At 32.7% G+C, this 20,404-nt stretch carries 17 protein-coding genes; all 17 read left to right on the top strand.

Annotated elements, in window-relative coordinates; all coding sequences use genetic code 11:
• Positions 1-12: 12 nt before the first annotated feature.
• Positions 13-1,056, top strand: coding sequence for a UDP-3-O-(3-hydroxymyristoyl)glucosamine N-acyltransferase (gene lpxD / locus OZP10_RS20630; RefSeq protein WP_281632553.1), 1,044 nt, complete (start codon positions 13-15; stop codon positions 1,054-1,056).
• Positions 1,049-2,437 carry a bifunctional UDP-3-O-[3-hydroxymyristoyl] N-acetylglucosamine deacetylase/3-hydroxyacyl-ACP dehydratase gene (locus OZP10_RS20635; protein WP_008464039.1) on the top strand — a complete coding sequence of 463 codons (1,389 nt, stop codon included), beginning with the start codon at positions 1,049-1,051 and terminating at the stop codon, positions 2,435-2,437. Before lpxD ends, OZP10_RS20635 begins: the two co-directional genes overlap by 8 nt.
• Positions 2,438-2,511: 74 nt before the next feature.
• Entirely contained in the window at positions 2,512-3,297 is a 786-nt protein-coding gene (lpxA, locus tag OZP10_RS20640) for an acyl-ACP--UDP-N-acetylglucosamine O-acyltransferase (protein ID WP_057118031.1), read from the top strand.
• A 92-nt stretch (positions 3,298-3,389) separates the two neighbouring features.
• Positions 3,390-3,956, top strand: a complete 567-nt coding sequence (gene efp / locus OZP10_RS20645) for an elongation factor P (protein WP_095929274.1) — start codon at positions 3,390-3,392, stop codon at positions 3,954-3,956.
• Between the two features lie 122 nt (positions 3,957-4,078).
• Positions 4,079-5,008: a UDP-3-O-(3-hydroxymyristoyl)glucosamine N-acyltransferase gene (locus OZP10_RS20650; protein WP_281632554.1), complete on the top strand. Its 930-nt coding sequence runs from the start codon at positions 4,079-4,081 to the stop codon at positions 5,006-5,008.
• A gap of 1 nt (position 5,009) precedes the next feature.
• Complete coding sequence (locus OZP10_RS20655) at positions 5,010-5,372, top strand: nuclear transport factor 2 family protein (RefSeq protein WP_281632555.1); 363 nt, start codon at positions 5,010-5,012, stop codon at positions 5,370-5,372.
• Between the two features lie 86 nt (positions 5,373-5,458).
• Positions 5,459-6,331 carry a succinate--CoA ligase subunit alpha gene (gene sucD, locus OZP10_RS20660; RefSeq protein WP_057118027.1) on the top strand — a complete coding sequence of 291 codons (873 nt, stop codon included), beginning with the start codon at positions 5,459-5,461 and terminating at the stop codon, positions 6,329-6,331.
• A gap of 157 nt (positions 6,332-6,488) precedes the next feature.
• Positions 6,489-6,917: a hypothetical protein gene (locus tag OZP10_RS20665; protein ID WP_281632556.1), complete on the top strand. Its 429-nt coding sequence runs from the start codon at positions 6,489-6,491 to the stop codon at positions 6,915-6,917.
• Positions 6,918-7,430: 513 nt separating this feature from the next.
• Entirely contained in the window at positions 7,431-8,036 is a 606-nt protein-coding gene (locus OZP10_RS20670) for an RNA polymerase sigma factor (protein WP_281632557.1), read from the top strand.
• A 90-nt stretch (positions 8,037-8,126) separates the two neighbouring features.
• Positions 8,127-9,242 (top strand): FecR family protein, encoded by a 1,116-nt coding sequence (locus OZP10_RS20675; RefSeq protein ID WP_281632558.1) that lies wholly within the window; start codon positions 8,127-8,129, stop codon positions 9,240-9,242.
• A 233-nt stretch (positions 9,243-9,475) separates the two neighbouring features.
• Positions 9,476-13,186, top strand: coding sequence for a SusC/RagA family TonB-linked outer membrane protein (locus OZP10_RS20680; RefSeq protein WP_281632559.1), 3,711 nt, complete (start codon positions 9,476-9,478; stop codon positions 13,184-13,186).
• Between the two features lie 13 nt (positions 13,187-13,199).
• Positions 13,200-14,687 (top strand): RagB/SusD family nutrient uptake outer membrane protein, encoded by a 1,488-nt coding sequence (locus tag OZP10_RS20685; protein ID WP_281632560.1) that lies wholly within the window; start codon positions 13,200-13,202, stop codon positions 14,685-14,687.
• Positions 14,688-14,707: 20 nt separating this feature from the next.
• Positions 14,708-15,565: a zinc-binding metallopeptidase gene (locus OZP10_RS20690; protein ID WP_281632561.1), complete on the top strand. Its 858-nt coding sequence runs from the start codon at positions 14,708-14,710 to the stop codon at positions 15,563-15,565.
• 30 nt (positions 15,566-15,595) lie between these two features.
• Entirely contained in the window at positions 15,596-16,957 is a 1,362-nt protein-coding gene (locus tag OZP10_RS20695; protein ID WP_281632562.1) for a DUF4302 domain-containing protein, read from the top strand.
• Between the two features lie 106 nt (positions 16,958-17,063).
• Positions 17,064-17,339, top strand: a complete 276-nt coding sequence (locus OZP10_RS20700) for a hypothetical protein (RefSeq protein WP_281632563.1) — start codon at positions 17,064-17,066, stop codon at positions 17,337-17,339.
• A 170-nt stretch (positions 17,340-17,509) separates the two neighbouring features.
• The gene (gene fabG, locus OZP10_RS20705) at positions 17,510-18,256 is read left to right on the top strand and encodes a 3-oxoacyl-[acyl-carrier-protein] reductase (RefSeq protein ID WP_111369193.1); all 747 of its coding nucleotides are present in this window, start codon (positions 17,510-17,512) and stop codon (positions 18,254-18,256) included.
• A gap of 79 nt (positions 18,257-18,335) precedes the next feature.
• Complete coding sequence (locus tag OZP10_RS20710) at positions 18,336-20,363, top strand: hypothetical protein (protein WP_281632564.1); 2,028 nt, start codon at positions 18,336-18,338, stop codon at positions 20,361-20,363.
• The last annotated feature ends 41 nt before the right edge of the window (positions 20,364-20,404 follow it).

Raw genomic sequence — 20,404 nt, forward strand, 5'->3', positions numbered from 1 at the left:
ATTTTTGTCGCGATGAAATTTACAGCAGAACAAATAGCAGGAATTTTAGAAGGAGAAGTTGTTGGGAATCCCAATGCAGAAGTTTCTAAGCTTTCTAAAATCGAAGAAGGAGAGGAAGGATCTCTTACTTTTTTGGCTAACCCAAAGTATATCAATTATATATATACTACAAAAGCGACAGTAACAATTGTTAATGATAGCTTTATTCCGGAACAGGAAATTAATACTACGCTTATAAAGGTAGAAGATGCTTACGCAGCGTTTTCTAAGCTTTTGCATTTCTATAATCAGGTAAAATTAAATAAAAACGGTATCGAGCCTCAGTCTTTTATGTCTGAAGGAACAAAGTACGGTGAGAATTTATATTTGGGTAGTTTTAGCTATATCGGACAAAATGTAGTTTTGGGTAATAATGTAAAAATCTATCCAAATAGTTTTATTGGCGATAATGTTGTTATTGGCGATAATGTGTTCATTTTTGCTGGTGCAAAAATCTATTCTGAAACTGTAATTGGTAATAATTGTACTGTTCATTCTGGAGTTATTATAGGTGCAGATGGTTTTGGTTTTGCTCCAAATGAAAATGGAGAGTACAGTAAAGTTCCACAAATTGGAAACGTTATTATTGAAGATAATGTAGATATTGGTGCCAATACTACAATTGACAGAGCAACTCTTGGTTCTACAATTATTAGAAAAGGAGTTAAATTAGACAATCAGATTCAGATTGCCCATAATGTAGAAATAGGAAAAAACACTGTAATAGCTGCGCAAAGCGGTGTTGCAGGTTCTACAAAGATTGGCGAAAACTGTATGATTGGTGGACAAGTTGGTATTGCAGGTCACTTAATAATAGGGAATAATGTTAGGCTTCAAGCTCAATCGGGTGTCGCTAGAAACATTAAAGATGATGAAGTTTTGCAAGGAACTCCATCTCTAGGATATACAGATTTTAATAAATCGTACGTTCATTTTAAAAATCTGCCTAAAATTGTGGCCGAAGTTGAAGAATTAAAGAAACAAATAATAAACCCAAAAAATGGAAATAATGGTTAAACAGAAGACCATCAAAAATGAAATTTCGCTAACAGGAGTTGGTTTACACACTGGAAAAGAAGTTACAATGACTTTTAAACCTGCACCCGTTAATAATGGTTTCACTTTTGTAAGAGTAGATTTGCAAGGTCAACCAGTCATTGAGGCTGATGCTAATTATGTTGTTAATACTCAAAGAGGTACAAATCTTGAGAAACTTGGTGTAAAAATTCAGACACCAGAGCACGTTTTAGCTGCAGTAGTTGGATGCGATTTGGATAATATTATTATTGAATTGAATGCCTCAGAACTTCCAATTATGGACGGTTCATCAAAATATTTTGTTGAAGCTATTGAAAAAGCTGGTATCGAAGAGCAAGACGCACAACGTAATGTTTACGTAGTAAAAGAAGTAATTTCTTTTACAGACGAAGCAACAGGAAGCGAAATTCTTGTAATGCCTAGTGATGAATATCAGGTTACAACAATGGTAGATTTTGGTACAAAAGTTTTAGGTACTCAAAATGCTACCCTTAAAAGTTTAGCAGATTTTAAATCTGAAATTGCAAGTTCTAGAACTTTTAGTTTCTTACACGAATTAGAATCTTTATTAGAGCACGGACTTATTAAAGGTGGAGATTTAAACAATGCAATCGTATATGTAGACAAAGAAATTTCTGAATCTACTATGGAAAATCTAAAGAAAGCATTTGGTAAAGAAGAGATTTCTGTAAAACCAAATGGTGTTTTAGACAACTTGACTTTACATTATCCAAACGAAGCTGCAAGACACAAATTACTTGATGTAATAGGAGATTTATCTTTAATTGGAGTTCGTATTCAAGGAAAAATTATTGCTAACAAACCAGGACATTTTGTAAATACTCAATTTGCAAAGAAATTAGCAAAAATTATTAAAATAGAGCAGAGAAATCATGTTCCTACTTATGATTTACATCAAGAGCCATTGATGGATATTCATAAAATCATGTCTATGCTACCTCACAGACCGCCGTTCTTGTTGATTGACAGAATTATCGAAATGTCTGATCGTCATGTAGTAGGATTGAAAAATGTTACTATGAATGAGAATTTCTTCGTTGGTCACTTCCCAGAAGCCCCAGTTATGCCAGGTGTATTAATTGTTGAAGCAATGGCACAAACAGGAGGTATTTTAGTTTTAAGTACAGTTCCAGATCCTGAAAACTATTTGACATATTTCATGAAAATTGACAATGTTAAATTTAAACACAAAGTGTTGCCAGGTGATACTTTAATCTTTAAATGTGAGTTAATTTCTCCAATCAGAAGAGGGATTTGCCATATGCAGGCTAATGCTTATGCAAATGGTAAATTAGTAACTGAAGCAGAATTAATGGCACAAATAGCAAGAAAACAATAATAAATTATCAAATTTATTGTTTAGGTTTGTTGCTTCAAATTAGAATATTTTAATTAAAAATATAAAACATACAGATGAATCAACCATTAGCATATGTTCATCCAGGCGCGAAAATCGCTAAAAACGTTGTAATAGAGCCATTTACAACAATTCACAATAATGTTGTTATTGGTGATGGTACTTGGATTGGTTCAAACGTGACCATTATGGAAGGTGCTCGAATTGGTAAAAATTGCAATATTTTTCCAGGAGCTGTAATTTCTGCTGTGCCACAAGATTTAAAATTCGGAGGTGAGGATTCTCTTGCTATTATCGGTGATAATTGTACAATTAGAGAATGTGTAACTATAAATAGAGGTACAATTGCATCTGGTCAAACTGTTCTTGGAAATAATTGTTTAGTAATGGCTTATGCTCACATTGCGCACGATTGCGAAATTGGAAATAATGCTATTATTGTAAACGGTGTTGCCTTGGCTGGACACGTTGTTGTTGGAAATCATGCAGTTATTGGAGGTTTAGCGGCAATTCACCAATTTATTCATATTGGAGATCACGCTATGATTTCTGGTGGTTCATTGGTAAGAAAAGATGTTCCGCCATTTACAAAAGCAGCAAAAGAGCCTTTGTCTTATGTAGGAATTAATTCTGTTGGTTTAAGAAGAAGAGGATTCACTACTGAAAAAATTAGAGAAATCCAGGAAATTTATAGAATTTTATACCAAAAGAATTACAATACAACTCAAGCCTTAAGTATTATTGAGGCTGAAATGGAAGCGACTCCTGAAAGAGATGAAATTCTAGATTTTATTAGAAATTCTTCTCGAGGAATTATGAAAGGTTACTCAGGAAATTATTAAAAATTGAGTTTAATTGTTTATTTGTTTAATCGTTTAATCGAAGAAACAGTTAAACAGTTAAACGGTTAAACAAAAAAATAAAACAAATACAAATGGCATCTACATCAGATATTAGAAACGGATTGTGTATTAAATTTAATCACGATATCTATAAAATCATTGAATTTCTTCACGTAAAACCTGGAAAAGGTCCAGCTTTCGTAAGAACAAAATTGAAAAGTTTAACTTCTGGTAAAGTATTAGACAATACTTTTTCAGCAGGTCACAAAATTGACGTTATTCGTGTTGAAACGCATACATTTCAATATTTATATCCAGAAGGTGACGAGTTTCACTTTATGAATGCTGAAACGTTTGAGCAAATTTCTTTAAATAAAAACATTTTGGATGCTCCAGATTTGTTAAAAGAAGGAACAAACGTAATGGTGCAAATCAATACAGAAACAGATTTACCATTATCAGTAGATATGCCAGCATCTGTAATTCTTGAAGTTACTTATGCCGAGCCAGGTGTAAAGGGAAATACAGCAACAAACGCTACTAAAAATGCTACAGTAGAGACAGGAGCAAACATAAATGTTCCTTTGTTTATCAACGAAGGGGATAAAATTAAAATCGATACAGCTTCAGGTTCTTACATGGAGCGTGTAAAAGAGTAGTTTTTTTAATTAAGATAAATTTGACAATGAGTCAATTAGATGCTAAGTGAGTCGACATAATTTTGTATATTCACATTCTAATTGACTCATTTTCTAATTGACAGATTTTCTAATTATACTATATGAAATTTCCAAAGAGTCATTCTTTACAAGAAATTGCCAATTTGCTTAATTGCAAATTTATTGGAGACAAAGACTTTCAAGTTTTAGGCATGAACGAGATACACGTTGTAGAGCCTGGAGATATTGTTTTTGTTGACCACCCGAAATATTATGATAAAGCTTTACAATCGGCTGCTACAATTGTTTTGATAAATAAAGAAGTAGAATGTCCAGAAGGGAAAGCTCTTTTAATCTCTGATGACCCGTTTAGAGATTTTAATATTCTTACAAAACATTTTAAACCATTTCAATTTGCTAATGTTGCTATAGCATCATCTGCAGAAATTGGTGATGGTACTGTGATTCAGCCAAATACTTTTGTAGGTAACCATGTGAAAATTGGGAAAAATTGCCTAATTCATTCGAATGTTTCTATTTATGACCACACTATAATTGGTGATAACGTAATTATTCACGCGGGAACTATTTTAGGAGCTGATGCTTTTTATTATAAAAAACGTCCTGAAGGTTTTGATCAACTGATCTCTGGGGGAAGAGTGGTTATTGAAGATAATGTAGGTATTGGTGCACTTTGTACAATTGATAAAGGTGTTACTGGAGATACTACAATTGGTGCGGGAACAAAATTGGACAATCAAGTGCATGTGGGACATGATACCGTAATCGGTAAAAAATGTTTAATTGCTTCGCAGACTGGTATTGCTGGTTGCGTAATTATTGAAGATGAAGTTACCATGTGGGGACAGGTAGGAACTACAAGCGGTATTACAATTGGATCAAAAGCAGTTGTAATGGGGCAGACTGGTGTAACTAAATCAGTTGAAGGAGGAAAATCATATTTTGGTACTCCGATTGAAGAATCAAGAGAAAAATTGAAACAACTTGCCAATATCAAGAAGATTCCTGAAATTTTAAGTAAATTGAAGTAATATGTCTATTAAAGAATTTGTTCAGAAATTTTATAAGTCAGATGCATTAATTGATAGCGAAATTTTAAAAACATATCTGCATCCTGATGTTACGCTTGAATGGAACAGCAGTAAAGGTTTTATTCAGATGGATTATGATTCGATGATTGAAATGGCCAATGAGCTTAGCCGTGCCTATGTGCGCTCTAAAGTTAGAATTAGCCATATTATTAGCGAAGATGATTTAGTATCAGTGCGTTACTCTCATTTTGTAAAAACAATCGAGAATCCAAGAGAAGAAATGCTTTTAGCACATTTTGCTACCATTTGGCAGATAAAAGATGATAAACTTTATAGAGGTTATCAAATGAGTCAATTTTCTTAATATTTTTTTGACAATAAAAGAGGCAAAATACATTACAAAACCTTATTTTTGCAACACAAATTTAAAAACTACATAAAATATATATCATGAGTGTTTTAGTTAATAAAGATTCCAAAATAATTGTTCAGGGATTTACAGGAAGCGAAGGTACTTTCCATGCTTCTCAAATGATTGAGTACGGTACTAATGTTGTTGGAGGTGTTACTCCAGGAAAAGGTGGTACTAGCCATTTAGATCGTCCAGTTTTTAACACAGTAAAAGACGCTGTTGATCAAGCTGGTGCTGATACTTCTATCATTTTTGTTCCGCCAGCTTTTGCTGCTGATGCAATTATGGAAGCTGCTGATGCTGGAATTAAAGTAATTATTGCTATTACAGAAGGAATTCCTGTAGCAGATATGATTAAAGCAAATAATTATGTTAAAGAAAGAAATTCAAGATTAATTGGTCCAAACTGTCCAGGTGTAATTACTCCAGGTGAAGCTAAAGTTGGTATTATGCCAGGTTTCGTTTTCAAAAAAGGTACAGTTGGTATCGTTTCTAAATCAGGAACTTTAACTTATGAAGCTGCTGACCAAGTTGTAAAACAAGGTTTAGGAATCACTACAGCTATCGGAATTGGTGGAGATCCAATTATTGGTACTACAACTAAAGAAGCTGTTGAATTATTAATGAACGATCCAGAGACTGAAGCTATCATCATGATTGGTGAAATTGGTGGTCAGCTTGAAGCAGATGCTGCAAGATGGGTAAAAGCTGATGGTAACCGTAAACCAGTTATTGGATTTATCGCTGGAGAAACTGCTCCTGCTGGTAGAACAATGGGTCACGCAGGTGCAATTGTTGGTGGTTCTGACGATACAGCTGCTGCTAAAAAACAAATCATGAGAGACAACGGAATTCACGTTGTTGATTCGCCAGCTGAAATTGGTAAAAAAGTAAAAGAGGTATTAGGATAATTTCTAATATTCAAAATAATAAATTCCAAAAAAAAGTCTCAATATCCTGTTGAGACTTTTTTACATTTTTTAAATACTGAGGTATAAATAAAAAAAAACTTAGCATCGGAGAACCTCAGTCCCGATAGCTATCGGGATAGAAGCTTAAAAAGAAAATATGTACAAAGAATTAGAAAAATTTAAAGCAACAAACAGTTTTACTTTTACTGTAAATGATAGTTTAGAAGAAGCTTGCAATGCTCCAGAAGGGAGTGCTGGAATATTTGTGGTGTACGCTGTTGAAGGTGATGCAAAAGAGTTAATTATGGTTGGTTCTACAGGAACCGTTCAGAATGATGGAACTTTAAAAAGTAAAAATGGTGGACTTTACGACAAAATCGTAAATGGACATCAGTTTGCTAAAACAGGAAGAAAATATTCTTGGCCAGCTCAAATGAAATTAGAAAATATTGAAGCATTAGAAGTAGTTTGGTACGAAACTTTTGCTGGAGATGTAAAAGCGATTCCAACAGCTGTTGAAGGGCAAGTTTTACAAAATTTCTTAGATGAAAATGGTAAATTACCAAGATGGAACGTTGCTTTTTAAGCAGTAAAAAAATCAAAAACAAAAAAGCCTTACTGATAAAACAGCAAGGCTTTTTTGTTTTTGGATAATGAAATATAGCATCAAAATAACCTTGATTCTGTTTAGAAAATTATAATATTTAATATTTGAGAAACAAGATAATTTAGCTTAATTCTGTTAATTAAAGTTTAAATTACAGTAAATTTTAAGTTTAGTCAAAAAAGTAGGGTAAATACTGATGAATTTGAAAAAAGATGTAAATTTTGGAGAATTATTGGGTTTTAATCATTTGCTTTTCTATATTTATCACACAAAAAACAAAAAATAATGTTAAAATTTGATTCTTTTTTTATGTGAATTAAAGCTGTTGAATGTAAAATACTTGTTTGTATTTTGTTAAATTTAAGTTTTTGACCTCAATTTAAATTCTGAAAAAGATTAGAATTTTAAAGATCTATTTAACCCAATGTAATTAATAGTCATTTAAGATTTTACTTGAAATGATTTGATATTTACGCCTTAAAGTATTTTTGTATGAGCCAAATTTTGAAAAATAAAATTTTAGATGATTTTATTCTATGGAATAATGTAAAAAACGGTAATGAGAAATCATTTTCTTTACTTTTTGAAAAATACTATAAAGACTTAATCAGTTATGGCAATTCACTTTGTCCGTATGCGGAAAAGGTGCAAGATTGTATTCAAGATGTTTTTGCTGATATTTGGCTTTATCGTGATTCTCTCCAGGATAATGTTATAGTTAAGGCGTATTTACTTTCCAGCGTTAGAAAAAGGATTGCGCGTTTGCACGAAAGAGATCATGTGTTTAGAAAAACGACAACTACAGATGTTTTGGAATTTCTTTTTGATTTTTCTATAGAAAATGATTTGGTTGAGGATGAAGTCACAGCCGAACGTGTTCTCCTTTTGAATAAGTTACTAAATGATCTTCCTGGTCGTCAGAAAGAGGCTTTGTATCTGCGCTACCACCAAGGATTGAGTGTAGATCAAATAGCAGATTTACTAGATGTTAATTATCAATCTGCTAGTAATCTTCTTCATCGCGGTTTGCTGAGTCTTCGCAAGGAATGGAAGGGAAGTATTCCGCTTTTAGTCCTTATATCTTCAGGGGTTTTTTAAATATTTAAGAAAAAATCAAAAAAAAATCTTAAATAGGTGAGTATATAATAAAAAAACTGTCCTCTATGTTTTTGTAACCTTAATAGTAAGATGCAAAAACGTAACAATTATACCGAAATAGAGGACTTCTTGGCTGATGAATCTTTTCAATTATGGATTTTATCTAAAGTTGATGAGCAAGGCTGGGAGGAATGGACACTGGAAAATCTTCAGAGAGCAAAACTTGTTGAAGATGCACGACTTGTCCTATTAGCAATGAGAGCTCCAAAATCTCAGTTGTCTTCAAACGAAGTTCATGAAGCCTTGCAGGAAACTTGGCGAAAGATTGAACAAAGAGAAAAACTTTCTCAAAACACTTCAAAAATTAAAAAACTTAAAATACAGAGATATTGGATCAGCGGTGTTGCAGCAGCTGTTTTAGTTGGTATGTTTTCTGTTTGGTTTTTTAAAAATAATATAGCAACTACTGACAATGTAGTTACTTATAACGAACTTATTCTGGATAATGATGAAGGCTTAGTAGAACAAACTAACAACTCTGAAAAATCACAGATCGTCACTTTGTCTGACGGAAGTTCCGTCTTATTGCAGCCAAATAGTAAATTAAGTTACCCTAAGATCTTTACCGGAAACGAAAGAAAGGTGTATTTATCCGGCGAAGGTTTCTTTGAAATTAGTAAAAATCCTAAAAAGCCTTTTTTTGTTTACGCTAACGAAATTGTAACTCGTGTTGTTGGAACAAGCTTTAGGATTAAGGCTTATCCAGATCAGCAGAATGTTGAAGTTCTTGTTCGCACCGGTAAAGTAAAGGTAAAGTCTAATGATTTGGTTCGAAGCGCCGAAAACGAGGAGATTGTTCTTCTTCCAAATCAAGCATTGCGTTTTGCTCGTAAAGAATTGGTTTTTAATAAAATTACCAATATTACCCAAGATCCAATTTTAGTGAGCAGTGTTCGAAATATCGAACAATTAAGTTTTGAATTTACTGATATCCCTGTAGCTCAAATTCTTGAAACTATCGAACAGGCTTATCTGGTAGATATTGATTTTCCTCACGATAAACTGAAAGACTGTCGATTAACGACTTCATTGAGTGATCAGCCACTGGCCGAAAAACTAAAAATAATTTGTAAAAGTATCGGTAACGACACTAATTATGAAATGAACGGAAATCAGATTGTAATTACGACTTCTGGCTGTAACTAGAGTTCTAAATTCAATCAAAAATAAAAACAAAAAAATCCAAAATTAAACTAATTCAAAAACTAAAAAATAATTTATAACTGCCTATGTAAAAAAACTAATACATAAAAAAAAAGTGCCGAGAATGCTGTAACATTAACGACACTTAAATCTGAATAAATCACTCTCTGTAAAGGGTAATTTATGATGTTTCTTAAAATACACTCGAATAGTATTAATCAAAACAAACCAAAATTATGAAAAAACCTGTTGTCAAGCAACGATTACTTCACCAAATCATGAAAATAACGCTGTTTCAGTTTGTGTTAGCGCTTGTGTTTTCAAGTGTTACTCTCGCAAATAATGTAAATGGGCAGAAAAAATTAGATACTAAAGTCACGATTACAGTTGATAACCTAACTTTAGACAATGCTTTATCGAAAATCGAAAAATCTGCTCATGTAAAATTTTCCTACAACTCAAGACTTCCTCAGCTTGGAGAGAAAGTTAGTATAGAAGCAAATCAAGAAACTCTTGCTAGTATTTTGAGCAGAGTGCTGGTTCCTTTTAATATTACTTTTTCTGAAGTGAGTAATCAGATTGTGCTTCAAAAGAGTGCTGTTTCTTTTTCAAACGCAAATAATCACGATTCTTTGTTTGAAATTTTGACTTTCGGACCTATCATCAAAGGAAAAGTTACAGATCAAAGTGGATCACCTCTTCCTGGAGCTACTGTAATGGCAAAAGGAACAAAAACTGCTGTGTTAACTGATTTTGATGGAAATTTCTCTATTGAAATGCCTGCAAACGTGGACCGTTTAGTTATTTCTTATGTGGGTATGGAGACAAAAGAAATCGGAATTAATAATCCTACACCAACTGTGGTTTTAACTGAGACAGGTCAGAATCTTAAAGAGGTTGTTGTTACAACGGGTTACGAAAAAACTTCAAAAAGAACATTTACTGGGGCAATTAGTAAGATTTCTGGAGCTGAATTAAAAGTTGATGGTGTCGTAGATGTTAGTAGAATGATTGAAGGTAAAGCTGCCGGAGTTACGGTACAAAACGTAACAGGATCTTTTGGTGCTACTCCAAAAATTACGGTTCGTGGATCTTCTTCTATCTTTGGTGATACAAAGCCATTGTGGGTTATTGATGGTGTTGTTCAAGAAGATATTATCAATGTAACATTTGCTGATTTAGCATCTGGAAACTCAGCTACATTATTAAGTTCTGCAGTTGCAGGTTTAAATGCAAATGATATTCAAAGCATTGAAATTCTTAAAGATGCGTCTGCTACTTCGATCTATGGTTCAAGATCGTTAAATGGGGTTGTGGTTGTTACTACAAAACAAGGTCGTAGAGATTCTCCTTTAAAAATTAACTATTCTGTAGAGAATACAGTTAGAACAGTACCAAGCTATACTCAGTTTGATATCTTAAACTCTCAAGAATCTATGAGTGTTTTCCAAGAAATGAGAGCAAAAGGCTATTTAGATCAAAGTTCATCATTAACGGCTAGATTTAGTGGTGTTTATGGTATTTTGGCAAAACAGATTAATTTGTACGATAGTTCAAATGGTCAATTCGGAATTAGAAATGAACAGCCATATATTAACCAATTCTTGAAAAAGTACGAATTGGCTAATACAGATTGGTTTAAAGTTTTATTTAGACCATCAATCACTCAAAATCATTCGTTAAGCTTCTCTGGTGGAGGAAAAAATAATACTTTTTATGCTTCTCTAGGATATTATACAGATCCAGGATGGACAGTGGCAGATAATGTAAAACAATTGTCAGCCAACATTAAAGGGACATTCTACATTAACGACAAATTAAATATTACGTTATCGACTTTAGGATCGATGCGTGATCAAGAAGCTCCAGGTGCTTACGATAGCAAGAATGATCTTGTTTTTGGTAAAGTAACTAGAGATTTTGATATTAACCCATTTAATTATGTATTGAGTACAAGCAGAACGTTAAGACCTTATGATGATAATGGAAATCGTGAATATTATCAAAATAACTGGGCACCAATGAATATTCTTAACGAGTTAGAAAATAATACTTTAGACATCAAAGTAAATGATATTCGTTTTCAAGCTGATTTAGATTATAAAATCAACAAGAACTTATCTTATAATCTTACAGCATCAGCACGTTATGCTAATACTTCAAGAGAACACAAAATCTACGAAGATTCAAACGTAGTGGGGGCTTACAATGCTGGAGTTGGTGCAACTTTGAATACTCAAATTCAGAAAGATAACGTGTTTTTATATCAAAATCCAAATGATTTAACAGCGCCTAAAGTTTCGGTATTGCCAAATGGTGGATTCTTAAGAAAGTTTACTAACGACATGACTTCTTATAATGTTAGAAATAGTGTTACATACAGAAATACATTTAATGAAAAACATGAATTAGAAGCATTCGTAGGTACAGAGTTTAGATCTGTAGATAGAAATAATGACAATTTTACTGCAGCAGGTATTCAGTTCGAAAAAGGTCTTACTTCTTTTGTTGATCCAAAATTGATTGAAAAATTAATAAATGAAGGAAACTCTTATTATGAATTTGGAGCAGAAAGAGAGCGTACTGTTGGTTTCTTTGGTAAAGTAGGATATACTTACGATCGTCGTTATACGGCTTCTTTAACAGGTCGTTATGACGGGTCAAATAGACAAGGAGATGTTGGTTCTTCTAGATGGCTGCCAACTTATACTGTGAGTGGTAAGTGGAATGTTAAAGAAGAAAGTTTTATGAAAGATGTTGAGCCTATCAATACATTGGCACTTAGAGCTTCTTATGGTTTAACAGCAACAGCTGGACCAGCAACAAATTCATTGGCAATTTATAAAAGCTTTATCACAGACCGTTTTGCTGTTGGAGATAGAGAAAATGCAATTCGTATAGAAGATTTACAGAATAAAGACTTGACTTGGGAAAAACAATATGAAACAAATATTGGGGTAGATCTTGGAATGTTTAGAAATAGAGTACAGTTTACAACAGATATTTATCGTCGTAAAGCATTCGATTTGATCGATTACGTAATTACATCTGGTGTAGGTGGAGAATCTATCAAGCAAGGTAATAATGCAGACATGGAAACTAAAGGTCTTGAAGTTGGTTTTACAACTCAAAACATTGTTTCAAAAGATTTTAAATGGTCTACTACAGTAAACTTCTCTGTTTATGATCAAAAAATTACAAAATTGGCTAACAAACCAGCTGTTTTTGATTTGATTGCTACAAACGGAGGAAACACAGTAGGACACCCAAGAAATTCATTGTATTCTTACCAATTTACAGGTTTAAATAATGAAGGTCTTCCAACTTTTATTTTGCAAGATGGAGCAGAAAACAATATAACAGATGCCAATTTCCAAGATACAAATGATGTAACTAAATATTTGAAATATGAAGGATCTGTAGAACCTAACAAATCTATTGGTTTTGCTAACACATTCACATACAAAAACTGGTCACTTTATGTATTTGTTGTTGGATCTGGAGGAAACAAAGTAAGATTAAACCCTGTTTATAGCAACAAGTACACAGATCAGACAGTTTTTACAAAAGATTTTGCAAACAGATGGATTAATCCAGGAGACGAAAATTATACTAATGTTCCTGTTATTGCAGATAAATTAATGAATAGAAATTATGGTGATAGTGATTTAAAGATTGCTTACAATACTTACAATTACTCTGATGTTAGAATTGCAAGTGGTGATTTCGTACGTTTAAAAAACATCTCTTTAGGCTGGGAATTTCCAAGTGATTATAAGAGAAAATTAGGATTGTCAACTTTCACCTTGAAAGGTTCAGCAGTTAATCCTTGGCTGATTTATTCAGATAAAAAATTAAACGGTCAAGATCCTGAATTCCGTAACACAGGAGGGGTAGCTTTCCCAATTACGGCACAATATACTTTTGCAATTAATATTTCATTCTAATACTAAATTGATTATGAAAAATATAAAAATAGCACTGTCATTGTTATTACTGGTTTCTATTAGCAGTTGTGATGATTTTCTTTCAGAAGTGCCAGATAATAGAACACAGATAGATACGCCAGAAAAAATATCTGAATTATTAGTAACCGCTTATCCAAGTAGCTCATACTTTCCAATTGCAGAGGTCATGTCAGATAACGTTTTTGACACAGAATCAAAACAATCTGTAAGTGTAATTAACGAAGAGAGCTACAACTGGGAAATGCATAGCCAAATTGGAACTGATAGTGAAAATTCATTCTGGATTGGATCTTATGAGGCAATTGCTTCTGCCAATCAAGCCTTGGTTTCTATCGAAAAGCTTGGAGGAAAAGAGACTCTTAATCCATTAAAAGGAGAGGCCTTAATAACAAGAGCTTACAATCATTTTATGCTAGTCTCATTATGGGCAAATCGTTATAACCCTGCTACTGCGGCAACAGATTTAGGGGTTCCTTATATAACTAAACCGGAAACGGAATTATTGGTAAAATATAAGCGTAACACTGTGAAAGAAGTATTCGACTTTATTGAGCAGGATATTAATGAAGGAATGAAATACATCACAAACGAATATAAAGAACCTAAATATCATTTTACTCTAGAAGCTGCTAAAGCATTTGCTTGCCGTTTTTATTTAATAAAAGGAGATTGGGATAAGGTATTGGAATATTCTGAAGGACTTGGTTCTAAACCAACAAAAATTAGAAATTATACTGCTTTCAATGCAGTGCCTTATGCTCAAATGGCAATTGAATATTCAAGAGTAGAACAAGAAACTAATTTATTGGTATCTTATCCAAACTCAATTGCTAATAGATCAGCAGCATACAGATTTGCACTTCCTGGAAATAGATCTGATGAGATATTTGGTACGCAAACTAATATTTGGGCAAAACCTCATTTGATTAGACCAAATGGACAGTATTTTGGAGGTGTCAACGTATTTGTTCCGAAGCTTTATGAGTATTTCAAATACACGAATTTGACATCTCGTACAGGTGAACCTTTTACTGGTTCTGTATTATTTAGTAATGACGAAATGTATTTAAACCGTATTGAAGCATTATTGATGAAAAACAGAATTGCTGAAGTGAATACAGAATTAGCATACTTTTTAGGAACTAGAACTTCTGGATACAATGCGACAACAGATATATTAAATGAAGCGATTGTTACTGCCAAATATCCAGCTATTGCAGATGAATTTACACCATTTTATGCACTAACAGATCTTCAAAAATCTTATATCAAATTAATTACTGAAGCAAGAAGAAGAGATTTTATCCGTGAAGGTCTTAGATGGTTTGATGTCAAACGTTTTAATCTTGTGGTGACACATAATACTCTTGAATTTGGAAAAGTGGTAAAAAATAACGTCTTAGAAAAGGATGATAAAAGAAGAGCGTTGCAAATACCACTTAGAGCTTCAGATAATGGTATTGAAAAAAATCCTAGGTAAATTTTTAATTAGAAAGTATTATGAAGATATTCAAAACATATAAAACAGTAGTTATTGCGGGCGCCTTGTTGCTTGCTTCATGCGCACACGAAGATCAGCCAAAAGAAAGCCAGTTAGATTTTTCTACACCACAAAAAACAGAATTAGACAATTGGATTGGTACAAATTTCTTAAGTCCATACAATATCAATGTGTATTACGAATGGAACCAGAATATGGTAGACGAAAATAAATACTTATATCCTCCACAGGGAGCTAAAGTGCAGCCAGCAATGGAAGTTGTAAAGAAAATCTGGATTGATAGTTATAGTACTATTGGGGGAAAGGATTTTGTGAAAAAAATTGCTCCAAGAGAATTTGTTCTTGTTGGGGGTATAAACTTGAATACAAATGGTACTGTAACGCTTGGGCTTGCAGAAGCTGGTCAAAGAGTTTCTCTTTTTCAGGTTGATAATCTTAACAAAAAGAGCAGATCTAGTGTAACGCAATTTATCCATACTATTCAGCACGAATACGTACATATTTTAAACCAAACTAAACCTTTTGATGAGCAAGCTTGGGCAAAATTAACCCCTTCTGGATATACTACTACATGGTATACAGAAGCAATTGCAACCTCTAGATCTTTAGGCTTTATTACAAGCTATGCTAGATTAAACATATATGAAGATTTTGCAGAAACTGCAGCTACTATATTAACTAGTTCAAAAGCAGAGTACGATGCCATTTTAGCAAGTATTACAGATGTTAATGCGAGAAATAATATTAAAGCAAAAGAAGCTTTAGTGGTTAAATATTATAAAGATTCTTTCAATATAGACTTTTACGCATTAAGAGACGAAGCTCAAAAAAATACAGATGCTGTAATAAATAATTAAGGACAATAAATTTTTATAAAATTCAATATTATGAAAGTAAAAAATATATATAAGTGCTTAACGATCGCTTTTGCAGCTTTGCTTTTGGGATCATGTTCAAGTCCAGAAGTTGATGCAAAATTTGATCAAAATGCCACTGATCGATTAAGTGGACGTCAAAAGGAATTAAACGATTTATTGCTTTCATCAGCAGATGGTTGGAAAGCAGTTTATTATACTGATAGTACACAATTAGGAGGATGGACACATCTGTTTAAATTTTTGCCAAATATGAAAGTAGATATGGCATCAGATTTTACAGGTAAAGATGATGAAATTGATACGAAAACGTATCAAAGTCAGTATGATCTTCAGGTTGGAAGTACTGTGAGTTTAGTTTTTAGCACGCAGAATAGAATCCATCTTTTATCAGATGCCAGTAATTATCCTACTGCAGCACTTCTTGCGAAAGGATATTTAGGAGATTTTCAGTTTTATTACTATGGACAAAAAAATGGTGACATTATTTTCAGAACAAATAGAAATAGCCACTTTCTTCGTTTTGTAAAAGCTACACCAAAAGATTGGGCTGACTTGCCAGGAAACGTTCCAATTATCAAAGCTATTACGGGGGATATGAATAGTCCGTTATTTAGAATTTTAGCAATAAATGATGGTACCACAACTAAAAACTATGATTTTGATTATAACACAAGTGCGCGTTTTGGTACAGGATATCCTTTAGATCCAGCTGTTAATACAAGTTATGACCTTGCATTCTCATTCAATCCAAAGGGAGCTTATACCAAACTTCCACTAGATGTGAAAGGTCAAAAACTTACCGATTTTGTTTACGACAGCGCAACAAACACTTTTGTGGCTACAGGAAAAGATGGGGTTAAGGCTACTATCATGTATTCAAATGTACCACCTAGACTTACAGATGATTACAAAGTGACTTTGCCAGCGCCTGGAGCACCATCAACAGCTTATGGTTATATTGCTGCGAATCTAGGAAATGCGCCATCGAATACGCCATTGTGCAGATTATTGTTAAATGAAATTAACAACGCATCGGCAGCAAAAGTAAATAGAGTACAATTTAGTTTCTTTAACAATCGTACTGTCGATATCATGTACAGTTTTACAGGCGGAAAAGCAACAGTTTATCACAGAGCAACGATTACTGAAGATGCTGTTAATAAAACGATTATTTTAAAACATTCATTATGGCATAATGGAACTGCGGTTATTCCAGCAGATCCTTTATTGAAAAACTTTGATGATAAATTGATGGATCCAAAAGGTTTATATGTTACTAAAGAAAGTTTTAAAGTTGGTGCATCAAATACAATCTACACTTTTACAGGTGCGTCAAGCAGTTTTAGATTAACTACTTACGCATTTCAATAATTAGTTAAGAATAATTTTTATTTTAGAAAAGCAGCTCATTTTTTGAGCTGCTTTTACCAAACATAATTTCTGAATTAAAACTATTTAACTTTTATTAATGAATATTATGATTAAAAAAATAGTAACACCGGCGACTATTGCAATTTTCTTATGGGGCCTTATTCTTTTACTTATAAATGAATATTACTACGAATACGTTAGATATTATTTGTATATCTCAATAATCGTAATTTTTCCTATCATGATTTGGAATCTTATCAAACAATGGGAAAAGGATAAAGTAGAAGAAACAAACGAATTTAAAACTTCGATTTTCAGAATGTTATTTATGGCAGTAATCATGATTGTTATATTTTTTATAACGAAACAAAATGACATTTAAACTTTTTTAGTTTTGTTTTTTTATTTTGGGGGAAACAGCTCATTTTTATGAGCTGTTTTTTTTGTTTTAGCAGCATCTAAAATTCTTAAGCCAATTTTTGGATTACAAATTTTATTAAATGCTCAAATAATCTATATTTGTAATTCAAAAAATAAAACGAATACCTTAATATGAAATTACTAGAAGGAAAAGTTGCAATTATTACTGGTGCAAGCCGTGGAATTGGAAAAGGAATTGCTGAAGTTTTTGCTAAACACGGAGCAAACGTTGCTTTTACATACAGCTCATCTGCTGCATCTGCAGAAGCTTTAGAAGCAGAATTAAATAGTTTAGGAGTAAAAGCGAAAGGATACCAATCTAACGCAGCAGATTTTAACGAAGCTCAGACTTTTGTTGATGCTGTTTTAGCAGATTTTGGAACTGTAGATATCTTAATCAATAATGCTGGAATTACAAAAGACAACCTATTAATGCGTATGTCTGAGGCAGATTTTGACCAAGTAATTGATGTAAACTTGAAATCGGTTTTCAATATGACAAAAGCGATTCAGAAAACTTTCTTAAAACAAAGAGCAGGATCTATTATCAATATTAGTTCTGTTGTTGGAGTTTCTGGAAATGCTGGTCAGACAAACTACGCAGCTTCTAAAGCTGGTGCAATCGGATTTACAAAATCTGTAGCTCTTGAGTTAGGTTCTCGTAACATTCGTTGCAATGCAATCGCTCCAGGTTTCATCGAAACTGAAATGACTGCAAAATTATCAGAAGATGTAGTAAAAGGATGGAGAGAAGGTATTCCGTTGAAACGCGGAGGAACTCCAGAAGACGTAGCAAATGCTTGTTTATTCCTTGCTTCAGATATGAGCGGATACATTACAGGACAAGTTCTTAATGTTTGCGGAGGAATGCTAACATAAGGTACTGAGGTACTAAGTTGCAAAGGTTCAAAGGTTTTGAAATCTTTGAATTATTAATCTTCCTATTACTAAATAAATTATGACGACAAACACGATTCTTTTATTATTGCTTTCTTTAGTAATTGCTGGTGGTTTATCGTACTTTCAATATTTTTTCAAAGCCAAAAGTAAATCCAATGTGATGGTGCTTTTGGCTTTTTTACGTTTTTTAGCCATTTTCGGCTTATTGGTTTTATTGATTAATCCCATAATTTCTAAAAACTCCTTAGAGATTACCAAAACGCCTTTGGCAATTGTTGTCGATAACTCAAGTTCAATTGTAGCTTTAAAATCGGATAAGAAAGCAGTCGAATTATATCAAAAACTAGTTTCAAATCCTGCTTTAAAAGAAAAGTTCGAAATACAGTCTTATCAGTTTGATAATGATTTTAAAACTTCAGATAAATTTGATTTTAAGGGAAATCAAACCAATTTAGATGAAGCGGCAAAGAATTTAAAAAGCATTAATAAAAACCTGATTTTTCCAACCGTAATCATTACAGACGGAAATCAAACTACAGGAAACGACTATGTGTATAGATTCGATCCTGTCAATAAAGTTTATCCTTTGGTTGTGGGAGATACAACTACTTTTTTTGATTTAAAAATCAATCAGCTCAACGTAAACAAATACGCTTTTCATAAAAATAAATTTCCTGTCGAAGTTTTTCTGCAATACGCTGGCGACAAAACTGCTAATGCAGAATTTACCATTTCACAAGGAAATACTGTTGTAGCAAAAGAAAAACTTTCGTTTTCGCCATCAAAGAAAACAGCTTCTTTAAATTTATTGTTGCCCGCAGATAAAATCGGATTACAGATTTATAAAGCAAGTATCCAATCTTCAGCTAAAGAAAAAAACAGCTACAACAACATCAAAAATTTCGCAGTTGAAATTATCGATCAAAAATCAACCATTGCGATTGTTTCGGCTATAAATCATCCAGATATTGCAACCTTAAAACGTTCAATTGAAGTTAATGCACAACGTAAAGTGGTATTGGTTAAACCAAATCAGGTTAGTGACTTACAAGATATTTCTGTTTTAGTTTTGTATCAGCCAACAACAGCTTTCAAACCAATATTTGACAATAATAAATTAAAAGGAACAAATAGTTTTATTATAACAGGAAACAACACCGATTTCAATTTTTTAAATCAGCAGCAAAACAATCTGATTTTTAAAATGAGCAATCAGCGCGAAGATTTTCTTAGCGAATTCCATCCGGACTTTAATCTCTTTGCCATCGATGATATTGGTTTTGAAAATTTCCCGCCTTTACAAAATCCGTTCGGAAACATAAGTACAAACGGAAATGTATCTGTTTTACTTTCGTCAAAAATTAGAAATGTTTCTACAAATGCTCCATTGTTGGCTTTTGTCGAAAATCAAGGAAAAAGAACCGCTTTTCTTCTTGGAGAAAACAGCTGGAAATGGCGTTTGCAAAGTCATGTTGATAATCAATCATTTGAAAAATACGATGTTTTTATTGATAAAATCGTTCAATATTTAGCATCATCGGCTTCAAAAAAATCTTTGGTAGTAACACACGAAAGTTTCTATAATTCTGGAGAAGAAATTATCATCAACGCGCAATATTTCAATAAAAATTATGAGTTTGACGAAAAAGCCAGACTTACAATTAGTGTGGTAAATGTAGCAACCAAACAAACTAAAAATTATGATTTGCTAAAAGGAAGTAATTCTTTTTCTGCCAATTTAGAAGGGCTTCCAGCTGGAAAATATAACTTTACAGTAAAAGAATTGAATTCGAATACTTCGTATGCAAGTCATTTTGAAATCTTAGATTTTGATATCGAAAAACAATTTGTAAACCCAGATGTACAAAAATTACAGCAATTAGCGCAACAAACAGGAGGTAAAGCCTTCTTCGAAAATCAAGCTGATCAATTGATTAATATACTTTTAGAGAATAAAGAATACAAATCAATAGAAAAAAATATTTCAAGTAAAACTCCAATTATTGATTGGGTTTGGTTATTGATTTTTATTGTTGCTTTATTAACAGTTGAATGGTTTGTAAGAAAATATAACGGATTATTATGATAAAGTATAGTCGAATTTCTTCTAGCATTTTGTAATCTTGT

This window comes from Flavobacterium luteolum (assembly GCF_027111275.1).
Classification (GTDB): domain Bacteria; phylum Bacteroidota; class Bacteroidia; order Flavobacteriales; family Flavobacteriaceae; genus Flavobacterium; species Flavobacterium luteolum.

Excerpts from the sequence above, each read along its gene's own strand:
- lpxD (WP_281632553.1), top strand. The coding sequence starts at position 13 with ATGAAATTTACAGCAGAACAAATAGCAGGAATTTTAGAAGGAGAAGTT.
- OZP10_RS20635 (WP_008464039.1), top strand. The coding sequence starts at position 1,049 with ATGGTTAAACAGAAGACCATCAAAAATGAAATTTCGCTAACAGGAGTT.
- lpxA (WP_057118031.1), top strand. The coding sequence starts at position 2,512 with ATGAATCAACCATTAGCATATGTTCATCCAGGCGCGAAAATCGCTAAA.
- efp (WP_095929274.1), top strand. The coding sequence starts at position 3,390 with ATGGCATCTACATCAGATATTAGAAACGGATTGTGTATTAAATTTAAT.
- OZP10_RS20650 (WP_281632554.1), top strand. The coding sequence starts at position 4,079 with ATGAAATTTCCAAAGAGTCATTCTTTACAAGAAATTGCCAATTTGCTT.
- OZP10_RS20655 (WP_281632555.1), top strand. The coding sequence starts at position 5,010 with ATGTCTATTAAAGAATTTGTTCAGAAATTTTATAAGTCAGATGCATTA.
- sucD (WP_057118027.1), top strand. The coding sequence starts at position 5,459 with ATGAGTGTTTTAGTTAATAAAGATTCCAAAATAATTGTTCAGGGATTT.
- OZP10_RS20665 (WP_281632556.1), top strand. The coding sequence starts at position 6,489 with ATGTACAAAGAATTAGAAAAATTTAAAGCAACAAACAGTTTTACTTTT.
- OZP10_RS20670 (WP_281632557.1), top strand. The coding sequence starts at position 7,431 with ATGAGCCAAATTTTGAAAAATAAAATTTTAGATGATTTTATTCTATGG.
- OZP10_RS20675 (WP_281632558.1), top strand. The coding sequence starts at position 8,127 with ATGCAAAAACGTAACAATTATACCGAAATAGAGGACTTCTTGGCTGAT.
- OZP10_RS20680 (WP_281632559.1), top strand. The coding sequence starts at position 9,476 with ATGAAAAAACCTGTTGTCAAGCAACGATTACTTCACCAAATCATGAAA.
- OZP10_RS20685 (WP_281632560.1), top strand. The coding sequence starts at position 13,200 with ATGAAAAATATAAAAATAGCACTGTCATTGTTATTACTGGTTTCTATT.
- OZP10_RS20690 (WP_281632561.1), top strand. The coding sequence starts at position 14,708 with ATGAAGATATTCAAAACATATAAAACAGTAGTTATTGCGGGCGCCTTG.
- OZP10_RS20695 (WP_281632562.1), top strand. The coding sequence starts at position 15,596 with ATGAAAGTAAAAAATATATATAAGTGCTTAACGATCGCTTTTGCAGCT.
- OZP10_RS20700 (WP_281632563.1), top strand. The coding sequence starts at position 17,064 with ATGATTAAAAAAATAGTAACACCGGCGACTATTGCAATTTTCTTATGG.
- fabG (WP_111369193.1), top strand. The coding sequence starts at position 17,510 with ATGAAATTACTAGAAGGAAAAGTTGCAATTATTACTGGTGCAAGCCGT.
- OZP10_RS20710 (WP_281632564.1), top strand. The coding sequence starts at position 18,336 with ATGACGACAAACACGATTCTTTTATTATTGCTTTCTTTAGTAATTGCT.